Genomic DNA, 18,681 nt, shown 5'->3' on the forward strand with positions numbered 1-18,681 from the left:
CCGCCCCCTGGTCATTCGCAGGTGCGGGTGCCGGCCTTGGTCAGCTCCTCGGCGAGGGCGGTGCGCTCCCTGGTGATCTCGGCGGTGTCGGTGAGCCAGATGTCGGGGTTCGTGGCGCCCTTCTGGACACCGGCGAGGACGTGCTGGCCCTTCTCCGGCTCGGGAACGGACTCCCGCTCCACCAGGAAGCTGACCTCCGCCTCGCCCTTCTCGGGGACGTAGGAGCGGGTCACACGCAGGGTGACGCGGTCCTCGTCGGTGCCCGCGTTCCGCCGGACCTTCGTCACGTCGCCCTCGACGAGGAGGCGGGCGCAGCCGAGGGCGGGCCCACGGGCGCTGCTCTCGGACGTCACCGACTTGTCGGCGGAGCCGCCCGAGCTCTCGTTCACGCCGCTGTTCGCAGCGACGAGCCAGCCCAGGCCCAGCACGGCGAGGGCCACGGCGGCGGTGACGAGCGTGCCGAAGGACACGGCGCGGACGCCGGGGTGGCGGTACCAGCGCTCCCGGGGCCGAGTGGGTTGCGGTACGGGGCGGCTCTTCGGCACCGGGCCGGCCAGTGTGTCGCCGAGGATTCCCAACTGCTCCCGCAGCAGCGCCACATCGGCGGTGACCGCCCTGTGTTCGGCCATGAAGGAGGTGTCGGCACGGGCCTCGCCGGACAGCGTCCGCTCCGTGAGTACGGCCATGAGCGCGTCCAGGCCGTCAGCGTCGTGAACCTCGGGACCCTCGGGGCCCTCGTAGCCGTCGGAGCCGTCGTAGCCGTCGTAGCCGTCGTGTTCGGCGGTCACGTCACACCACCTCGTCCTCGTGCAGGCGGGCGCGCAGGGCCCGTACCGCCGTGTGCAGCCTGCTCTTGACCGTGCCCTCGGGGATGCCGAGCTCCTCGGCGATCCCGCGCACCGGCAGGTCGGCGTAGAAGCGCAGGACGAGGATCTGGCGCTGGGCGTCGGGCAGGTCGTCCAGGCCCCGGGCGACGGCGAGGGAGAGCAGGCTGGTCTCCTCGCCGGAGGGATGTTCCGCCTGCCGGAGAGAGGCCAGGCGTTCGCCGAGGCGTTCCTGGCGGCGCTTGGCTCGGTGCCAGTCCATGGCGAGGTTGGAGGCGACGACCGCCGCCCACGCGGACACGTCACGCGGCGCCTCCCTGCCGTTCGCGGCCCGCTCCAGCAACCGCAGGCGGACCTGCTGCACCCCGTCCGGCAGGTCCGCCTGCGGTACGCCGCCCAGCGCGAGCACCGCCCGCACCCGGCGTTCCTGTGCCGCGTCCAGCGGGTCGTCCCCTCCGTGGTCCGCCCCCTGGCCGCGGCGGGCCTTTCTGCGCAGCACAGCCGCTCCTCCCCTCGCCGCGTTTCCCCTATGACGCCGGGGCGGGGGGAAACGTTCGGCGGGGTGCGGTCCCTTTTCCACGGCACGGGCAGAGGCGTACGTCACACCGCTGTGTGGGCGACGCGACGGTGGGCAGGGGCGGAGCAGCACAGCTTGCGGCGCGGAGCGCCCGTCGGGGAAGTTTCTCCAGCTCAGCGCGGTGCGGACGGCAGGACCGCAACCGGCCGCAGGATGATCGCGTCCCATCCCTCGGGCACGCCCGGCAAAGGATTGGACACGCGGGCCGGTGGCCACCGCATGATGGAAAGGCCCCGGCCACGCAGGGGACACCCGCAAGTCACGGTAAAGGAGTCGCAGTGAGGGTCGGAATCGTCGGAGCCACCGGTCAGGTCGGCACGGTCATGCGCAGGATCCTCACGGAGCGCGACTTCCCGGTCACCGAGCTGCGCCTGTTCGCCTCGGCCCGCTCGGCCGGGACGGTGCTGGACGGGGTGACGGTGGAGGACGCGTCCACCGCCGACTACACCGGCCTCGACATCGTGCTGTTCTCCGCGGGCGGCGCGACCTCCAAGGCGCTGGCCGAGAAGGTCGCCGGGCAGGGCGCCGTGGTGATCGACAACTCCTCGGCGTGGCGCAGGGACCCGGACGTGCCGCTGGTGGTGTCCGAGGTGAACCCGCACGCGGCCGTGAACCGGCCCAAGGGCATCATCGCCAACCCGAACTGCACGACGATGGCCGCCATGCCGGTGCTGAAGCCGCTGCACGCGGAGGCGGGCCTGGAGGCGCTGGTCGTCGCCACCTACCAGGCGGTCTCCGGCTCCGGCCTCGCGGGTGTGGCGGAACTGCACGGGCAGGCGCAGAAGGTGATCGCCGACGCCGACAAGCTCACGCACGACGGGGAGGCGATCGACTTCCCCGAGCCGCAGGTCTACAAGCGCCCGATCGCCTTCAACGTGCTGCCGCTGGCCGGCTCGATCGTCGACGACGGCCTGAACGAGACCGATGAGGAGCAGAAGCTCCGCAACGAGTCCCGCAAGATCCTGGAGATCCCCGCGCTGAAGGTCTCCGGCACCTGCGTGCGCGTGCCGGTCTTCTCCGGCCACTCCCTCCAGGTCAACGCCCGCTTCGCCCGCCCGATCAGCGTGGAGCGCGCGACCGAGCTGCTCGGGGCCGCCCCGGGCGTCGCCCTCACCGACATCCCGACCCCGCTCCAGGCGGCCGGCAAGGACCCGTCGTACGTCGGCCGTATCCGCCGCGACGAGACGGTGGACAACGGCCTGGCCCTGTTCATCTCCAACGACAACCTCCGCAAGGGCGCCGCGCTGAACGCGGTGCAGATCGCGGAGCTGGTGGCGGCGGAGCTGGGCGGCAAGTAACGCGCACGCGGAAGGGGCGGTCACCGCGAGCCGGTGGCCGCCCCTCGCCGTCTCCGCTCTCAGAGCGCCAGGTGTCGCCGGAGCGCGGCGTCGATCTCCATCACCGCGCCCATCGGTCAGCCCGTCTCCGCTGCAACCGTCCCAGAACTCGGCGTCCTCGCCGGCGTCCCACTCGGCGAAGGCTTCCGTGTACTCGGCCTCCAGCTGGGCCGCCTCAGCAAGTCGATGGCGGCGTGTATCACGGCCGACCGCGACTCCGCTTCCGTTCTGGTCGCGTACTCGTCAACGAAGGCGACATCCTCCTGTGGCAGGCTCACACTGATCTTCATACTGCTACCAACGGTATGCACTGGTTGGCCACCGCACACACGAAGGCCGCTCATGGAAGGATGACCCAACCCACACATAACGAGGAGATGACCGCGTGCCTGGCACAAACCTGACTCGCGAAGAGGCGCAGCAGCGGGCGAAGCTGCTCACCGTTGACTCGTACGAGATCGATCTCGACCTCTCCGGCGCGCAGGAGGGCGGTACCTACCGGTCCGTGACCACGGTGCGCTTCGACGTGGCGGAGAACGGCGCCGAGTCGTTCATCGACCTGGTGGCGCCGGCCGTGCACGAGGTGACGCTGAACGGCGACCCCCTCGACCCCGCCGAGCTCTTCAAAGACTCCCGGATCGCCCTCCCGGGGCTGCTGGAGGGCCGCAACGTCCTGCGTGTCGTCGCCGACTGCGCGTACACCAACACCGGCGAGGGCCTGCACCGCTTCGTCGACCCGGTCGACGACCAGGCATACCTCTACACCCAGTTCGAGGTCCCGGACGCCCGCCGGGTCTTCGCCTCCTTCGAGCAGCCGGACCTGAAGGCCACCTTCCAGTTCACCGTGAAGGCGCCCGACGGCTGGACCGTCATTTCCAACTCGCCGACGCCCGAGCCGAAGGGCAACGTCTGGACGTTCGAGCCGACCCCGCGCATCTCGACGTACGTCACCGCGCTGATCGTCGGGCCGTACCACTCCGTGCACAGCGTGTACGAGAAGGACGGGCAGTCCGTCCCGCTCGGCATCTACTGCCGCCCCTCCCTCGCGGAGTTCCTCGACTCGGACGCGATCTTCGAGGTGACCCGGCAGGGCTTCGACTGGTTCCAGGAGAAGTTCGACTACCAGTACCCGTTCAAGAAGTACGACCAGCTGTTCGTGCCGGAGTTCAACGCGGGCGCGATGGAGAACGCGGGCGCGGTGACCATCCGGGACCAGTACGTCTTCCGGTCGAAGGTGACGGACGCGGCGTACGAGGTGCGGGCGGAGACCATCCTGCACGAGCTGGCGCACATGTGGTTCGGCGACCTGGTCACCATGGAGTGGTGGAACGACCTGTGGCTGAACGAGTCGTTCGCCACCTACACCTCCATCGCCTGCCAGGCGTCCGCGCCCGGGAGCCGGTGGCCGCACGCGTGGACCACGTTCGCCAACTCCATGAAGACGTGGGCCTACCGGCAGGACCAGCTGCCCTCCACCCACCCGATCATGGCGGAGATCAACGACCTGGACGACGTGCTCGTCAACTTCGACGGCATCACGTACGCCAAGGGCGCGTCCGTGCTGAAGCAGCTGGTCGCGTACGTCGGCGAGGACGAGTTCTTCCGGGGCGTGCAGACCTACTTCAAGCGGCACGCGTTCGGCAACACGCGGCTGTCCGACCTGCTCGGCGCCCTGGAGGAGACCTCCGGGCGGGACCTGAAGACCTGGTCGAAGAAGTGGCTGGAGACCGCGGGGATCAACATCCTGCGGCCGGTGATCGAGACGGACGCGGAGGGTGTCATCACCTCCTTCGCCATCCGGCAGGAGGCCCCGGCGCTGCCCGCCGGCGCGAAGGGCGAGCCAACACTCCGGCCGCACCGGATCGCCGTCGGCCTGTACGACCTCGACGCGGCCGGCAAGCTCGTGCGCGGTGAGCGCCTGGAACTGGACGCGGACGGTGAGCTGACGGCCGTACCGCAGCTGGCCGGCCGGCGCCGCCCGGCGGTGGTCCTGCTCAACGACGACGACCTGTCGTACGCCAAGGTCCGCCTGGACGAGCAGTCCCTCGCCTTCGTCACCGAGCACCTCGGCGACTTCGAGTCCTCGCTGCCGCGCGCCCTGTGCTGGGCGTCGGCGTGGGACATGACGAGGGACGCGGAGCTCGCCACCCGCGACTACCTGTCCCTGGTGCTGTCCGGCATCGCCAAGGAGTCGGACATCGGCGTCGTGCAGTCGCTGCAGCGGCAGGTGAAGCTGGCCATCGAGCTGTACGCCGCCCCGGCCGGCCGCGAGGCTCTGCTCACCCGCTGGACGGACGCCACGCTGGCCCACCTGCGCGCGGCCGAGCCGGGCAGCGACCACCAGCTGGCGTGGGCGCGGGCGTTCGCGGCGGCCGCCCGTACGCCGGAGCAGCTGGACCTGCTGGAGGCCCTGCTGGACGGCAGCCAGACCATCGAGGGCCTGGCCGTGGACACGGAGCTGCGGTGGGCGTTCGTGGAACGGCTCGCCGCGGTCGGCCGGTTCGACGAGGCGGAGATCGCGGGCGAGTACGAGCGGGACAGGACGGCCGCCGGTGAGCGGCACGCGGCGACCGCGCGGGCGGCCCGGCCGACGGCGGAGGCCAAGGCGGAGGCCTGGGCGTCGGTCATCGAGTCCGACAAGCTGCCGAACGCCGTGCAGGAGGCCGTCATCGGCGGCTTCGTCCAGACCGGCCAGCGGGAGCTGCTGGCGCCCTACGCGGACAGGTACTTCGAGGTCCTCAAGGACATCTGGGACTCGCGTTCGCACGAGATCGCCCAGCAGATCGTGATCGGCCTCTACCCGTCGATCCAGGTCTCGCAGGACACCCTGGACAGGACGGATGCCTGGCTGGCCTCCGCCGAGCCGGCCGCGGCCCTGCGCCGACTGGTCTCGGAGTCCCGGGCGGGCGTGGAGCGCGCCCTGAAGGCGCAGGCGGCGGACGCGGCTGCCGCCGGTTAGTCCTTCGCGGTACGTACGCCGACGGGGCGCCCGGCAGCACGCCGGGCGTCCCTTCGCGTCACCGGATGGCCGAGCGGCCGGGCGGGGCGCGTCCCGAGCTGCCCCGCCGCCGTCGCTCCGGACGCCAGCGCCATGCCCGCCAGCTGGACCGGCGTCAGCGCCTGGCCGAGGGCGGCCCAGCCGACGACGGCCGCGGTCAGCGGGGACAGCGGGCCCAGGAAGGTGACCTGGGTGGCGCTGAGGCGGCCGATGCCGCGGAACCACAGCCAGTAGGCGATCGCCGTGTTGGCCAGGGCGAGGTGGACGTAACCGCCGATCGCCCGGCCGTCGAGGGCGGGCGGCGCGCCCTCGACGAGGAGGGCGACGGGCGCGATGAGCAGGCCGCCCGCGGTGAGCTGCCAGCCGGTGAGGGCGAGCGGGCCGACGCCGTCGGGGCGGCCCCAGCGCTTGGTCAGCACGGTGCCGGTGGACATCGAGGCGGTGGAGGCGAGGGCCGCGAGCACACCGACGGGGTCGAGCGCGCCGGCCGCCTTGAGCACGACCAGGCTGACGCCGAAGGCCGCCGCGACTCCGGTGAGCAGCGTGCGGGCGGTGGGCCGCTGCCCGAGCAGCGGCGCCGAGAGGCCGACGACGAACAGCGGGCCGACCGAGCCCACGACGGCGGCCATACCGCCGGGCAGCCGGTAGGCGGACAGGAACAGCAGCGGGAAGAAGGCCCCGATGTTCAGCGCGCCGAGCACGGCGGCCTTCCACCACCAGGCGCCGCGCGGCAGGACCCGGCCCACGACGAGGAGGAGCAGTCCGGCGGGCAGGGCGCGCATCAGGCCGGTGAACAGGGGGCGGTCGGGCGGGAGGAACTCGGTGGTGACGGCGTAGGTCGTGCCCCAGGAGACGGGGGCGAGGGCGGTGAGGGCGATGAGCGCCGGGCGACTGGCGGCCATGGGAGGCCCCTTCGGAAGACACGGTTATTGACTCAGCGGAATTTAGCTTAGCGATAAGCTACTTAGCGTCAAGCAAGTTTCTTGCGAGCGACCAGGACTCGGCGGATACTCCCCGCATGAGCGCACAGCACAGGGACGCCGTCGACGCGATCATCGACCAGTGGGCGGCCGTGCGGCCCGACCTCGACACCGCCGCGATGGAGGTCTTCGGCCGGATCTTCCGGCTGTCGCGCGCGATGGGCGACCGGATGGAGAAGGCGTACGAGCCCTACGGCATCTCGCGCGGCGAGTTCGACGTGCTGGCAACCCTGCGCCGCTCCGGCGAGCCCTACACCCTCTCCCCGCGCCAGCTCTCGGCCACGCTCATGCTCACCACCGGCGGAATGACCGGCCGTCTCGACAAGCTGGAGCGGGCCGGGCTGCTGCGCCGCTCCCCCGACCCGCACGACCGGCGCGGCCTGCACGTGACCCTGACCGACAAGGGAATGCGACTGATCGACGAGGCGGTCGGCGCGGGTCTGGCCGAACAGACGGCCGCCCTCTCCGCCCTGAACGACGAACAGGCCGGCCACCTGGCCGACCTGTTGCGGGAGTTGCTCGCGGGGGCTACGGCGCCCCGGTCGTAGGTCACCCCACGTGGGCGGCGAGCGCCGCCTCGATCGCCGCCGGGTCGGCCGCGTCCGCCGCCCAGGCCACGTATCCGTCGGGGCGCACCAGCAGCGCCGTACGGCGGTCGCTCGCCCAGCGGGCCACGGCCAGCCGGTCCGCGCGCCCGCGCCCGTCCTCGTACGCCTCCGCAGTGATCAGTACGAACCGGCCGCCGCGCAGGGCCCCGTACAGGCGGCCGCCGCCGGCCAGGCGGACGTCCGGGACGCGGGTGCCGGTGAGGCGGTGCGAACCCTTGGGCGCGGCGCAGTCGTAGCCCACCATCCGCGCGATCGCCAGGGACGCGCACATCGATCCGTCGATGGTGATGCGGTACTACGGCAACAAGGGGGCCTGTTCGCGGCGGCCGTGGCGCTCGACCTGCGGCTGCCGGACCTGGCCGCCGTGCCGCGCGAGGAGACCGGGCGGGCGCTCGTGACCCACTTCCTCGGCCTGTGGGAGGAGAACGAGGAGCTCACCGCCGTCCTCCGGGTCGGCGTCACCAACGAGGCCGGGGCCGAGCGCATGCAGGGCATCTTCCGGGACCAGCTGCTGCCCGTGGCCCTGCAGGCCTGTCCCGACCCCGAGCAGGCCCCGGCGCGGGCCGCGCTGTGCGCCTCGCAGCTGCTGGGGCTGGCGCTCACCCGCTACGTGCTGCGCTTCGGGCCGGCCGTGGCGCTGACCCGCGAGGAAATCGTGGCGTGGCTCGCGCCGACCGTGCAGCGGTATCTGACCGCGCCGGAGCCCGCCGCGGGGTGAGCGCCAGGAAACACGTCGAGGGCGCCGGCCGCGCCGGCGCCCTCGACGAGAGGTTCGAACGTCAGGCCTTGGCCTTCGCCCTGACGTTGATGTTGGAGCTGGTGTCGTCCTTCCTGTCGTGGGACTTGTCCAGCATCATGACCAGGCCCGCGATGACACCGAACAGCACCAGCGGGGCGGCGACGTAGAGGCCCAGCGTCTGGGCGACGTTGAGGCCCTTGCCGGGGTCGTCGCCGTCGTCGGGGGTCAGCGCGAGCGCGGGGGACGACATGAGCAGCATCATCAGCGTCGTACCGGCGGCCAGGACGCCGGCGCGCAGGGCGTTCTTCTTGTCCACCCTGCAAAAGTAGCGAACGCCGGAAGGGGTCGCGCGCCCGGGGTGCCGTAGGAGACGCCCGCCGCGATGTCCGCGCCGCATCACTCCCTCAGCACCTCCAGCAACGCCCGCACTCTCGGTGACCCCGTCAGCTCCTCCAGCGTCACGGCTCTGCCCTCCGCGTCCGCGATCGGCAGGCGCCAGTTCGGGTACTGGTCCCAGGTGCCGGGGAGGTTCTGCGGGCGGCGGTCGCCGATGCCGTCGGGGAGCCAGACGCCGATCATGCGGGCGGGGGTGCGCAGCAGGAAGCGGTGGACGGCCTGGATTCCGGCCTCATCCGCCTCTGCCGCGGAGGCCGCGGGCCCGAGCAGGCCGAGCCGGCCCAGCACGGCGAGCCACTCCTGCGTGTCGGCGGTGGCCTCCGCGCGCTCCTGAGCCAGCGGGCGGGTCAGCAGGCCGAGGGAGTCGCGCAGCTCGACGTGTTCGCCGGTGAGGCGGGCGGCGGTGGGCGGCAGGTCGTGGGTGGTGGCGGTGGCCAGGCAGTCGGCACGCCAGCTCTCGGGCGGCAGGGGGCGGCCGTCGCCCGCCCAGTCCCGCTCGAACCACAGCACCGACGTTCCGAGCACCCCGCGCCGCTGGAGCGTCTCGCGCACGCCGGGCTCCACGGTGCCCAGGTCCTCGCCGATCACCACGGCCCCCGCCCGGGAGGCCTCCAGCGCGAGCAGGGCGAGCATGGCCTCGGCGTCGTAGCGGACGTACGTGCCCTCCGTGGGCGGCTGTCCCTGCGGCACCCACCACAGCCGGAACAGGCCCATGACGTGGTCGATGCGCAGCGCGCCCGCGTAACGGAACAGGGCGCGCAGCAGACGGCGGTAGGGGGCGTGGCCGGAGGCGGCCAGGCGGTCGGGGCGCCAGGGCGGCAGGCCCCAGTCCTGGCCGCGGGCGTTGAAGGCGTCCGGCGGGGCGCCCACCGACATCCCGGCGGCGAAGTAGTCCCGCTGCGCCCACGCGTCGGCGCCGCCGGGGTGCACGCCGACCGCGAGGTCGTGGACGATCCCGACCGGCATGCCCGCCTCGCGGGCGGCGCGCTGGGCGGCGGTGAGCTGGTCGTCGGTGAGCCAGGCGAGCCAGGAGTGGAAGTCGACGCGGTCGGCGAGGCCGGCGCGGGCGCGGGCGGTCTCGGGCGAGCGGGGGTCGCGCAGTCCGGCGGGCCAGCGCTGCCAGTCGGAGCCGTGCGTCTCGGCGAGGGCGTACCAGGTGGCGTGGTCCTGAAGGGCCTCGCCCTGCTCGGCGCGGAAGGCGGCGTACGCGGCCCGCCGGGCGGGGCCCAGGGGCACCGCCCGGACCAGTTCCAGCGCCTCCCGCTTCAGCTCCCACACCGCGTCCCGGTCGATCAGCGCGCCCTTGTCGAGCACCGAGGCGCGCAGCCGTCCGGCCCGTTCCAGGAGCGCGCCGAGGCGCTCGCGGTCCTCGGCGTACGCGTACTCGGGGACGTCCTCGACCCGCAGGTGGACGGGGTCGGGGAAGCGGCGGGAGGAGGGCCGGTACGGGGAGGGGTCGGTGGGGGCGCCCGGTACGGCCGCGTGCAGCGGGTTGACCTGGACGAATCCGGCGCCCGCCGTGCGTCCGGCCCAGCCGGCCAGTTCGGCGAGGTCACCGAGGTCGCCCATGCCCCAGGAGCGGGAGGAGAGGAGGGAGTACAGCTGGACGAGGAGTCCGTACGAGCGTCCGGTGGGCGTGGGCAGCCGGGGCGGGGCCACGATCAGGTGGGCTTCGGCCGTACGTCCGCCGGGGGCGGTGGCGGTCACGCGGTGGACGCCCGCCGGGAGCCCGTCGGCGGCGGCCCGGGTCTCGCCCTGCTCGGTGTCGATCCGCAGCCGGGTACCGGGGGGCAGGGCGGCGAGGGCGGCGGGGCCCTCGGCGGCGTCGGTCCAGTGGACCAGGGTCGGCGGCAGCAGGCGCTCGCGCAGCTCCCGTTCCCGGCCGGCGAGGGCGGCTCGGGTGGCCTCGGGGGTGGCCGCGTCGACGCCGAGCGCGGCCAGCACGGCGACCACGGCACCGGCGGAGGCCGCGACCGTGCGGTCCGGGGACGGGCTGTAGGAGGTGGCGACACCGTGCAGGTCCGCGAGTCGGGACAGCTCCTCGTCGAGGGGTGCGGCCATCTACAGCCCCGGGCCGTAGGAGTCCGGGGTCGGGTCGGACTCGCTGGTCAGCGGGGCGGCGTCGGCGAGAGGCGGTTCACTTGTCAGCGGCTCGGCGTCGCGCAGGGGCGGTTCACTCGTCAGCGGGGCCTCGGCGCAGCTGCCCTCCGCGCTGAAGACGCAGGCGTGGAGCTCCTGGGTGTCGGGGGACAGCTCCGCCACGGGTTTGGACGGGGCCGGGAGCAGAGGGTGTGCCAGTGCGGCCACGGGGGCCTCCTTGTCGGTACGTCGTACGGCGGCTTGGGCGGGATATCGCAGCCCTACCCAGTGGAGGCGACGGCAGACGTACGGAGAAGAACAACGTGACGTATACGTCATGCCGACCGCCACTATTCACTCAGTACAGGTAGCGCGTATATAGTGATCTCCATGAGCACCCGGCACATCCTCCTGGGGCTGCTCGCGGCGGGGCCGAGCCATGGCTACGACCTCAAGCGACGCCACGACGAACGCTTTCCGCAGGCCCGTCCGCTGGCCTACGGGCAGGTCTACACCACCCTGCAACGGCTGGTCCGCGACGGTCTCGCGGAGGTCGACGGCACCGACGCGGACGGGGGTCCGGAGCGGACCCTGTACCGCTCGACGGACACCGGTGCGCACGAGCTGGCCCACTGGGCGGGCGCGATCACCCCGCCGGCGCCCTTCGTGACGAACGAGATTTTCGCCAAGGTCGTCGTGTCGATCCTCGCGGGCGGCGACCCGGCCGCCTACCTCCGCGCCCAGCGCGCCGCGCACATGGAGCGGATGCGGGAACTCACGGCGGTCAAGACCGCCCGGGACGCCGACCTGGCGACCGTGCTCTCGGCGGACTTCGCCCTCAACCACCTCGACGCCGACCTCCGCTGGATGCACACCACAGCGGCCCGGCTCACCACTCTGACCGCGGAGGTCGACGCAGCATGAACAACAAGGGGGACGCCTCGGTGCCGCTTCTGGCGGGCCGGGACCTCGTCAAGGCACACGGCAGGACGCGGGCGCTGCGCGGTGCCTCGCTGGAGCTGCGCGCCGGTGAGATCCTCGCCGTGACGGGTGCCAGCGGCAGCGGCAAGTCGACGCTGCTGCACTGCCTGGCCGGGATCGTCCGTCCGGACGAGGGCTCGGTGGCCTACGCCGGGCAGCGGCTCGACCGGATGCCGGAGAAGCGGCTGAGCGAGCTGCGCCGCACCGACTTCGGCGTCGTCTTCCAGTTCGGGCAGCTGATCCCCGAGCTGACGGCCGGGGACAACGTGGCCCTGCCGCTGATGCTGGCCGGAACCGACCGCGCCGAGGCCCGGGAGCGGGCCGGCGAGTGGCTGGAGCGGTTCGGGGTGCGCGGGCAGGAGGCGCTGCGGCCGGGCGAGATGAGCGGCGGCCAGGCCCAGCGGGCCGCCCTGGCCCGGGCGCTGGTGACCGGCCCGAAGGTGGTCTTCGCCGACGAGCCGACCGGCGCGCTGGACTCGCTGGCGACCGAGCAGGTGATGACGGCCCTGGTGCACACGGCCCGCGAGTCGGGCACGGCGGTGCTGCTGGTCACGCACGATGCCCAGGTGGCGGCGTACGCGGACCGCGAGGTCCGGCTGAGCGACGGCGTCGCGGTGCCGGCGGAGGTGACGGCGTGACGACGGACGTACGCGGCAACGCCCGGGGCGCCCTGTCGGCCGACGTCCGGCTCGCCTGGCAGCTCACCCGGGGCTCGGACCGGCAGGAGTGGTGGCGGGCCGGGCTGACGGCGGCCGGGGCCGCGCTGGCCACGGGGTTCGCCCTCGCGGCCGTGGCGCTGGGCTCGCTCCGGGGGCACCACCAGGTGCCCTTCGCGAGCGGCCTGCTGGACAACCCGGGCGAGCGCTCGGGGGTGATCTTCAGCCTGCTGCTCCTGCTGGTGCCGGTGCTGGGGTTCCTCGGGCAGTGCGCCCGGATCGGCGCCGTGCACCGCGACCGGCGGCTGGCCGGGCTGCGGCTGGCGGGCGCCACCCCGGCCCAGGTGCGCCGGATCGCCGCCCTGGAGACGGGGCTGGCCTGTCTGCTCGGCGCGGTCCTCGCCACGGCCGTCGCGGTCCCGGTCCTGCTCGGCCAGTGGGACAGCCCGACCGCCTGGGCCTGGACGGGGATCGCGCTGGTCCTTCTGGGTGTGCCGGTGCTGGGTGCGGCGGCGAGCGCGCTGGCGCTGCGCCGGGTGGTGGCCTCGCCGCTCGGGTGGGTGCGCCGGGTGCGGCCGAGCAGCGGGCGGGGCCCGGGGCAGCTGTTCGTGGGCGGCGTGCTGGGCATCCTGCTCCTGGCGCTCTGGGCCCTCTCGAACACCGGCCGCGACCGCGGGCGGCTGCCGCTGACGGTGATCGGCCTGGTCCTCGTGGTCGGCGCGGGCACGGTGTGGCTGGCCGGGGGCACGGCCAGGGCGGTCGGGCGGCTGCTGACCGGCCGGGCCCGCTCCGCGGCGACGCTGATCGCGGCGGAACGGCTGCGCGACGACCCTTGGGCGGCGGCCCGTACGCACGCGGCGGTGCTGCTGGTGACCATCGTCGGCACCGGCTTCGTCGGCGTCCGGCAGGTGCTCCTGGCCGATCTGCACGCCATGAGCCGCGAGGGCCACCTCGGCATGAGCATGTCCTTCTACACGACGGGCATCGACCTGACGGCCGCCGCGATCCTCGTCGGCCTCGCGATCACCCTCTCCGGGCTGGCCGTCGGCACCGCCGAATCGCTGGCGAACCGCCGCCGCGGCCTGGCCGCGCAGGTCGCCGCCGGGGTGCCGCGGCCGGTGCTCGGCCGGGCGCTGCTCCTGGAGACGGCGCTGCCGCTGGCCCCCGCGGTCGCGCTGGCGGGCGGGGGCGGCATGGCGATCGGCATCTGGTACGCCTCGCTGAACCAGGAGCACGTCACCCAGGCCGTGCCGTGGGCCGCACTGCTGGTCCCGGTGGGCGTGTACGCGTGCGGCCTGCTGGCGGCGGCCACGTCGCTCCCCCTGCTGCGCCGCTCGGTGCACCCGGCGGAGCTGCGCTACGCATGAGGCTCCGGCTCCGGGGGTACGGGGGACCTCCGGAGCCGGTCGCCGCCGGCTCAGGCCGTGGCGACGCAATACGAAGACCCGGACCGTCAGGCGGAGATGCCGTCGATCCGGGCCAAGGCGTCGTCCGCGCCGTACGGCTGCAAGTACGGCAGCCAGCGCGGGTCCCTGTGGCCGGTCCCGATGATGCGCCAGGCCAGACCGGTGGGCGGGGCGGGTTTGTGGCGCAGCCGCCAGCCGATCTCCACGAGGTGTCGGTCGGCCTTCACGTGGTTGCAGCGGCGGCAGGACGCCACCACGTTGTCCCAGACGTGCTTGCCCCCGCGGCTGCGCGGGATGACGTGGTCGACGCTGGTTGCGACGCCACCGCAGTACATGCACCGGCCCCCGTCGCGGGCGAAGAGCGCTCGCCTTGTCAGAGGAACGGGCCCCCGGTAGGGAACCCGTACGAATCGCTTGAGCCGGACCACGCTGGGTGCGGGGACAGTGACGGTCGCGCTGTGCATGAAGGCGCCGGACTCCTCGAGGCAGACTGCCTTGTTCTCGAGGACGAGGACGAGCGCGCGGCGGAGCGGTACGACGCCGAGCGGCTCGTACGACGCGTTGAGGACCAGGACGTGCGGCACGGGTGCCTCCTTGGGCGTCGGCGGCGCGTGGCTCGCGCCGGGACGATCTGCAGTCAGTCTCCCCTCCGGGCTGGTGGAAGCGCCACCATCTCCCGGTAACGGGCTGGGAGTGTTTTCGACCACACCGGATTCATCCCCCGGATCATGGCCCGTTCAAGCCCAGGTGAGCCTGGTCTCTCCGGTACGCCTCCTGTGCGGATCGGCGCGAGGCACACACAATGCCCCGTTAGTGTGTTGGTTCTGTCCGTCCGGTGACCTTTTCGTGACCTTGAAGACCTTGACCGCCCCACCGGAGCGGACCGCGCAGCACCATGGAGGTACCTGCCGTGTCCTTGCCCGTCGTCCTACCGGCCGCCGGTGCGTCGCCGTCCCCGTCCCCCTCGGGGTCGACGGCACCGGCCGTGCCGTCGATCCAGGACGCCCAGGAGAGCGCGACGAACGCGGCGAGCTGGGTGGAGCAGAACTGGTCGACCTGGCTCGCGATGGGCCTGCAGATCCTGCTGGTCGTGGTGGTGGCGATCGCGCTCAGAGCGGCGGTGCGGCGAGCGATCACCAAGCTGATCGACCGGATGACCCGGAGCGTGCAGGCGGTGGACGGCACCGCGCTGGGCGGGCTGCTGGTCAACGCCGAGCGGCGCCGGCAGCGGGCCGCGGCGATCGGCTCGGTGCTGCGCTCGGTGGCCAGCTTCGTGATCCTCGGCACGGCCGCGCTGATGGTGCTGTCCACCTTCAAGATCAACCTGGCTCCCCTGCTGGCGTCCGCCGGTGTCGCCGGTGTGGCGATCGGTTTCGGCGCCCGCAACCTGGTCACGGACTTCCTCTCCGGCGTCTTCATGATCCTGGAGGACCAGTACGGCGTCGGCGACACGATCGACGCGGGCGTCGCCTCGGGCGAGGTGATCGAGGTCGGCCTGCGCGTGACCAAGCTGCGCGGGGACAACGGCGAGATCTGGTACGTCCGCAACGGCGAGGTCAAGCGCATCGGCAACCTCTCCCAGGGGTGGGCGACGGCCGGGGTCGACGTGACCGTGAAGGCCACCGAGGACCTCGACAAGGTGAAGGCCACCCTCGACGAGGTCGCCGAGAAGATGAGCAAGGAGGAGCCCTGGAGCGAGCTCCTCTGGAGCCCCATCGAGGTCCTCGGCCTGGACAGCGTGCTGATCGACTCGATGGTCGTCCGCGTCTCCGCCAGGACCATGCCGGGCAAGTCGGTGGCGGTGGAGCGCGAGCTGCGCTGGCGCGTCAAGCGGGCCTTCGACGCGGCGAGCATCCGCATCGTGGGCGGGGCGACGGCCGTCCCGGAGGGCGAGGAGACCCCCGATCCGACGGCCACGGTGGCCGCGCCATCCGCGTTCTCCAACACGGACTCCCCGCAGGCGGCGGCCACGACACCGATCGCTCCCCAGCGGGCGGCGACTCCGGGGAAGTAGGCGACTTTGGGGAAGTAGCGGAACGGTTCGGCACGCTCGTCCGGGTGAACGGGCGTGCCGAACGTCATCAGCGCGTCCGCGGGACCCCGCAGTGCCGCTGCACGGACCCCGTCCTCCACGGCGACCCCACCGAGGCCTGCCAGGACACCGACACCAAGGTGGATCCCGGCGCCCCCTCGCGCTCCCGGCGCCCCGCCCCAGCCGGGACACGGCCCCGTTCGTCAACGACCGAGCCGGCCGCCGGTGACCACGTCGAGGTGGCGCCCCCGAAGACTTTCCGGGCACGCATTCGAGCCACCGCCCCCGAGGTAACGACTCTGTTGCCTCGGGGGCGGTGTCTATTGACGCCCCCTTCGTCCTGGGCTTACGTTCCTCCCACCCCAATAGGAAACTTTCCTAACAGTGGCTGGCGGATGGACATGATCCCCAGGCCACTGGGAAACTGGGCAGCTGGAAAGGCAGGTGTCGACCCACATGGCAGGATCCGCCGGTACGCCGGGCACCCCGCGCGTCCTGCGCGCCATGAACGACCGCGCCGCCCTCGACCTCCTCCTGGAGCACGGGCCGCTGTCCCGCACGCGGATCGGCAAGCTCACCGGCCTGTCCAAGCCGACCGCCTCCCAGCTCCTGGCCCGTCTGGAGTCGGCGGGCCTGGTCCTGGCCACCGGCACCAGCGAGGGCCGGCCGGGTCCCAACGCGCAGCTGTACGCGGTCAACCCGGCCGCCGCGCACGCCGCGGGCCTCGACGTCACCCCCGGCCGCATCCGCGCCGCCGTCGCCGACATCACCGGCCGCACGGTGGGCGAGTACGAACTGCCCACCCCCGGCAGACACCCGGAGCAGCCCGTCGTCCGGCAGGTCACCGACGCCCTCGACGGCGCGGTGAAGGCGGCGGGACTGGCCCGGGACGACATCCACCGGCTGGTCATCGGCACCCCGGGCGCCTTCGACCCGGGCACCGGCCGTCTGCGTTACGCCTCCCACCTGCCCGGCTGGCACTCCCCGACGCTGCTCGACGAACTCGCCGCCGCGCTGCCGATGCCGGTCGAGTACGAGAACGACGTCAACCTCGTCGCGATAGCGGAGCAGCGGCTCGGCGCGGCCCGGGGCCACGGGGACTTCGTCCTGCTGTGGAACGAGGAGGGCCTCGGTGCCGCCCTTGTCCTCGGCGGGCGGCTGCACCGCGGCTGGACCGGCGGCGCCGGCGAGGTCGGCTTCCTGCCGGTACCGGGCACTCCCCTGGTCCGCCAGGTGACCAAGGCCAACAGCGGCGGTTACCAGGAGCTGGCCGGCTCGCAGGCCATCCCCCGCCTGGCCCGGGAGCTCGGCGTGGAGGACGTGCCGGCGGGCCCGCACGCCGAGGTGGCCGCCGAGCTGGTGGCCCGTGCCGCGGACCACACGGGCGGACCGCACCGGCAATTGCTGCAGACCTACGCGACCCGGCTCGCCACCGGTCTCGCCTCCCTCGTCTCCGTCCTCGACCCCGAACTCGTCGTCCTCAGCGGCGCCTCCCTCACCGCCGGCGGCGAGGTGCTGCGCGCGCTCGTCCAGGCCGAGCTGGAGGAGCTGGCGGCACCGCGCCCGCGTCTGGTCGTGGGCGACGTCCGCGAACACCCCGTGCTGCGCGGCGCGCTGGAGAGCGCGCTGGCGGCCACCCGCGACGAGGTCTTCGACACCTCGCGCTGAGCCTTCCCGCACGGCCCTTCCCTCACCACCCCGTCCCGCCCCAGGGAGATCCCGTCATGCCCGAAGTCATCCCCGAAGTGGTCCGAAAGACGGCTTTTGCCCTTACTGTCTCGCTGGCGCTGCTCACCACCGCCTGTACCGGCCAGTCGAACTCATCCGCCACCGACGACGCCTCGAAGGACACGACCATCAACTTCTGGCACGCCTGGAGCGCGCCGAACGAGGTCAAGGGGGTGAAGTCCCTGATCGCCGGGTTCGAGAAGGCGCACCCCAACATCCATGTGAACGTCGTCGGCAACATGACCGACGACAAGATCAACCAGGCGCTGCGGACGGGGGGCGGCAAGGCGCCGGACGTCATCTCCTCCTTCACCACCAACAACGTAGGCAAGTTCTGCTCCTCGGGCGCCCTGGTCGATCTCAACCCCTTCTTCAAGAAGTCGGACATCGACCCGGAGAAGACGTTCCCGAAGGCGATGAACGAGTACACCCAGTTCGACGGCAACCGCTGTTCGGTGCCGCTGCTGGGTGATGCGTACGGGCTGTACTACAACAAGACGGCCTTCGAGAAGGCGGGCATCGAGAACCCGCCGAAGACCTGGTCCGAATTCGAGAAGGACGCGAAGAAGCTGACCATCGCTCAGGGCGACAGCTACAAGCAGCTCGGATTCATGCCGGACTACCACGGCTGGGAGTCCACGACCGAGCACTACTTCGCACAGTTCTCCCCGACCTACTTCGACTCCGACGGAAAGTCGAACGTCGCCAAGGACCCCGCGTTCGAGGCCGGTTTCAGACTGCAGAAGAAGCTCGTCGACGAACTCGGCGGATTCCAGAGGCTGGAGAAGTTCCGCGCCACGCTCGGCGACGAATGGGGACCCAAGCACCCCTTCCACACCGGCCAGGTCGCGATGCAGCTCGACGGTGAATGGCGGCTGGGCATGGCCGAGGCCGCGAAGCCGAAGTTCGAGATCGGCGTGGCCCCGCTGCCCGTCCCCGACGACCAGGCCGGCCAGTACGGCAAGGGCTACATCACCGGCACCATCGCCGGCATCGCCGCCACCAGCCACAGGCAGAACGCGGCCTGGGAACTGGTGAAGTACATGACCACGAACACGGACGCGGTCGTGAACTTCTCCAACGCCATCCACAACGTGCCCTCCACGTTCGCCGGGCTGAAGTCGCCGAAGCTGAAGTACGACCCGCGGTTCAAGACGTTCCTGGACATCGCGGCGAACCCGGATTCGACCACCACGCCCGCCTCGATCAACGGCGGCGTGTACCTGGTGACGATCCAGCAGTTCGGGTACGACTACGAGAGCGGCAAGGTCAAGGATCTGAAGGCGGGGCTGAAGAAGACCGCCGCGCAGATCGACACGGACATCGCGCAGGCCAAGTAG

Annotated in this window: 16 protein-coding genes and 3 pseudogenes; 10 read left to right on the forward strand and 9 right to left on the reverse strand. The window is 72.4% G+C overall.

Annotation, left to right across the window (positions count from 1 at the left end):
• Positions 1-11 precede the first annotated feature (11 nt).
• A complete protein-coding gene (locus tag ACIBBH_RS25795) occupies positions 12-788 on the reverse strand; it encodes a hypothetical protein (RefSeq protein ID WP_399408405.1) in 777 nt (258 codons plus the stop codon).
• A 1-nt stretch (position 789) separates the two neighbouring features.
• The gene (locus ACIBBH_RS25800) at positions 790-1,323 is read right to left on the reverse strand and encodes an RNA polymerase sigma factor (RefSeq protein WP_399408407.1); all 534 of its coding nucleotides are present in this window, start codon (positions 1,321-1,323) and stop codon (positions 790-792) included.
• Positions 1,324-1,679: 356 nt separating this feature from the next.
• On the opposite strand from ACIBBH_RS25800, the gene ACIBBH_RS25805 reads away from it, so the two are divergent.
• A complete protein-coding gene (locus ACIBBH_RS25805) occupies positions 1,680-2,699 on the forward strand; it encodes an aspartate-semialdehyde dehydrogenase (RefSeq protein WP_399408410.1) in 1,020 nt (339 codons plus the stop codon).
• A gap of 111 nt (positions 2,700-2,810) precedes the next feature.
• Here ACIBBH_RS25805 and ACIBBH_RS25810 read toward each other — a convergent pair.
• A pseudogene (locus ACIBBH_RS25810) lies at positions 2,811-3,028 on the reverse strand (type II toxin-antitoxin system ParD family antitoxin); the annotation flags it as partial.
• Positions 3,029-3,123: 95 nt separating this feature from the next.
• Here ACIBBH_RS25810 and pepN point away from each other — a divergent pair.
• Entirely contained in the window at positions 3,124-5,697 is a 2,574-nt protein-coding gene (gene pepN / locus ACIBBH_RS25815) for an aminopeptidase N (protein ID WP_399408412.1), read from the forward strand.
• Here the strand turns inward: pepN and ACIBBH_RS25820 are convergent.
• Positions 5,694-6,638: an EamA family transporter gene (locus ACIBBH_RS25820; protein WP_399408414.1), complete on the reverse strand. Its 945-nt coding sequence runs from the start codon at positions 6,636-6,638 to the stop codon at positions 5,694-5,696. The two genes, pepN and ACIBBH_RS25820, sit on opposite strands and share 4 nt — an antisense overlap.
• Before the next feature lie 116 nt (positions 6,639-6,754).
• On the opposite strand from ACIBBH_RS25820, the gene ACIBBH_RS25825 reads away from it, so the two are divergent.
• Complete coding sequence (locus ACIBBH_RS25825) at positions 6,755-7,264, forward strand: MarR family winged helix-turn-helix transcriptional regulator (protein WP_399408416.1); 510 nt, start codon at positions 6,755-6,757, stop codon at positions 7,262-7,264.
• A gap of 1 nt (position 7,265) precedes the next feature.
• Here ACIBBH_RS25825 and ACIBBH_RS25830 read toward each other — a convergent pair.
• Positions 7,266-7,565 (reverse strand): annotated as a pseudogene (locus ACIBBH_RS25830) (FAD-dependent oxidoreductase); the annotation flags it as partial.
• Here ACIBBH_RS25830 and ACIBBH_RS25835 point away from each other — a divergent pair.
• Positions 7,564-8,042 (forward strand): annotated as a pseudogene (locus ACIBBH_RS25835) (TetR/AcrR family transcriptional regulator); the annotation flags it as partial. The pseudogenes ACIBBH_RS25830 and ACIBBH_RS25835 overlap by 2 nt on opposite strands.
• Before the next feature lie 61 nt (positions 8,043-8,103).
• Here ACIBBH_RS25835 and ACIBBH_RS25840 read toward each other — a convergent pair.
• From ACIBBH_RS25840 to ACIBBH_RS25850, 3 genes are all read right to left on the reverse strand, one after another.
• Positions 8,104-8,379 carry a hypothetical protein gene (locus ACIBBH_RS25840; RefSeq protein WP_399408418.1) on the reverse strand — a complete coding sequence of 92 codons (276 nt, stop codon included), beginning with the start codon at positions 8,377-8,379 and terminating at the stop codon, positions 8,104-8,106.
• Positions 8,380-8,459: 80 nt separating this feature from the next.
• The gene (malQ, locus tag ACIBBH_RS25845) at positions 8,460-10,520 is read right to left on the reverse strand and encodes a 4-alpha-glucanotransferase (protein ID WP_399408420.1); all 2,061 of its coding nucleotides are present in this window, start codon (positions 10,518-10,520) and stop codon (positions 8,460-8,462) included.
• Complete coding sequence (locus tag ACIBBH_RS25850; protein WP_399408422.1) at positions 10,521-10,766, reverse strand: hypothetical protein; 246 nt, start codon at positions 10,764-10,766, stop codon at positions 10,521-10,523. It abuts the gene before it with no gap.
• Positions 10,767-10,928: 162 nt separating this feature from the next.
• Here ACIBBH_RS25850 and ACIBBH_RS25855 point away from each other — a divergent pair, with 162 nt between their 5' ends.
• From ACIBBH_RS25855 to ACIBBH_RS25865, 3 genes are read left to right on the forward strand one after another with little or no spacing between them, the layout of a single operon-like run.
• Positions 10,929-11,462, forward strand: coding sequence for a PadR family transcriptional regulator (locus tag ACIBBH_RS25855; RefSeq protein WP_399408424.1), 534 nt, complete (start codon positions 10,929-10,931; stop codon positions 11,460-11,462).
• On the forward strand, positions 11,459-12,157 hold the full coding sequence (locus tag ACIBBH_RS25860) for an ABC transporter ATP-binding protein (protein WP_399408426.1): 699 nt from the start codon (positions 11,459-11,461) through the stop codon (positions 12,155-12,157). Before ACIBBH_RS25855 ends, ACIBBH_RS25860 begins: the two co-directional genes overlap by 4 nt.
• Entirely contained in the window at positions 12,154-13,542 is a 1,389-nt protein-coding gene (locus ACIBBH_RS25865) for an FtsX-like permease family protein (protein WP_399408428.1), read from the forward strand. The genes ACIBBH_RS25860 and ACIBBH_RS25865 overlap by 4 nt, the downstream gene beginning before the upstream one ends.
• An 86-nt stretch (positions 13,543-13,628) precedes the next feature.
• Here ACIBBH_RS25865 and ACIBBH_RS25870 read toward each other — a convergent pair whose 3' ends face one another.
• Positions 13,629-14,165, reverse strand: a complete 537-nt coding sequence (locus ACIBBH_RS25870; protein WP_121888680.1) for an HNH endonuclease — start codon at positions 14,163-14,165, stop codon at positions 13,629-13,631.
• A 326-nt stretch (positions 14,166-14,491) separates the two neighbouring features.
• On the opposite strand from ACIBBH_RS25870, the gene ACIBBH_RS25875 reads away from it, so the two are divergent.
• The 3 genes from ACIBBH_RS25875 to ACIBBH_RS25885 all read left to right on the forward strand — a co-directional run bounded on the left by ACIBBH_RS25875 (position 14,492) and on the right by ACIBBH_RS25885 (position 18,681).
• Complete coding sequence (locus ACIBBH_RS25875) at positions 14,492-15,595, forward strand: mechanosensitive ion channel family protein (RefSeq protein WP_399408430.1); 1,104 nt, start codon at positions 14,492-14,494, stop codon at positions 15,593-15,595.
• A gap of 474 nt (positions 15,596-16,069) precedes the next feature.
• Entirely contained in the window at positions 16,070-17,281 is a 1,212-nt protein-coding gene (locus ACIBBH_RS25880; protein WP_399408432.1) for an ROK family protein, read from the forward strand.
• Positions 17,282-17,337: 56 nt separating this feature from the next.
• The gene (locus ACIBBH_RS25885) at positions 17,338-18,681 is read left to right on the forward strand and encodes an ABC transporter substrate-binding protein (protein WP_399408434.1); all 1,344 of its coding nucleotides are present in this window, start codon (positions 17,338-17,340) and stop codon (positions 18,679-18,681) included.

Origin of the sequence: Streptomyces sp. NPDC051636 (genome assembly GCF_044453765.1) — a bacterium.
Lineage (GTDB): Bacteria > Actinomycetota > Actinomycetes > Streptomycetales > Streptomycetaceae > Streptomyces.

Bases quoted from the DNA above. Each gene is read 5' to 3' on its own strand.
- ACIBBH_RS25820 (WP_399408414.1), bottom strand. From the start codon at position 6,638: ATGGCCGCCAGTCGCCCGGCGCTCATCGCCCTCACCGCCCTCGCCCCC.
- ACIBBH_RS25825 (WP_399408416.1), top strand. From the start codon at position 6,755: ATGAGCGCACAGCACAGGGACGCCGTCGACGCGATCATCGACCAGTGG.
- malQ (WP_399408420.1), bottom strand. From the start codon at position 10,520: ATGGCCGCACCCCTCGACGAGGAGCTGTCCCGACTCGCGGACCTGCAC.
- ACIBBH_RS25855 (WP_399408424.1), top strand. From the start codon at position 10,929: ATGAGCACCCGGCACATCCTCCTGGGGCTGCTCGCGGCGGGGCCGAGC.
- ACIBBH_RS25860 (WP_399408426.1), top strand. From the start codon at position 11,459: ATGAACAACAAGGGGGACGCCTCGGTGCCGCTTCTGGCGGGCCGGGAC.
- ACIBBH_RS25880 (WP_399408432.1), top strand. From the start codon at position 16,070: ATGGCAGGATCCGCCGGTACGCCGGGCACCCCGCGCGTCCTGCGCGCC.
- ACIBBH_RS25885 (WP_399408434.1), top strand. From the start codon at position 17,338: ATGCCCGAAGTCATCCCCGAAGTGGTCCGAAAGACGGCTTTTGCCCTT.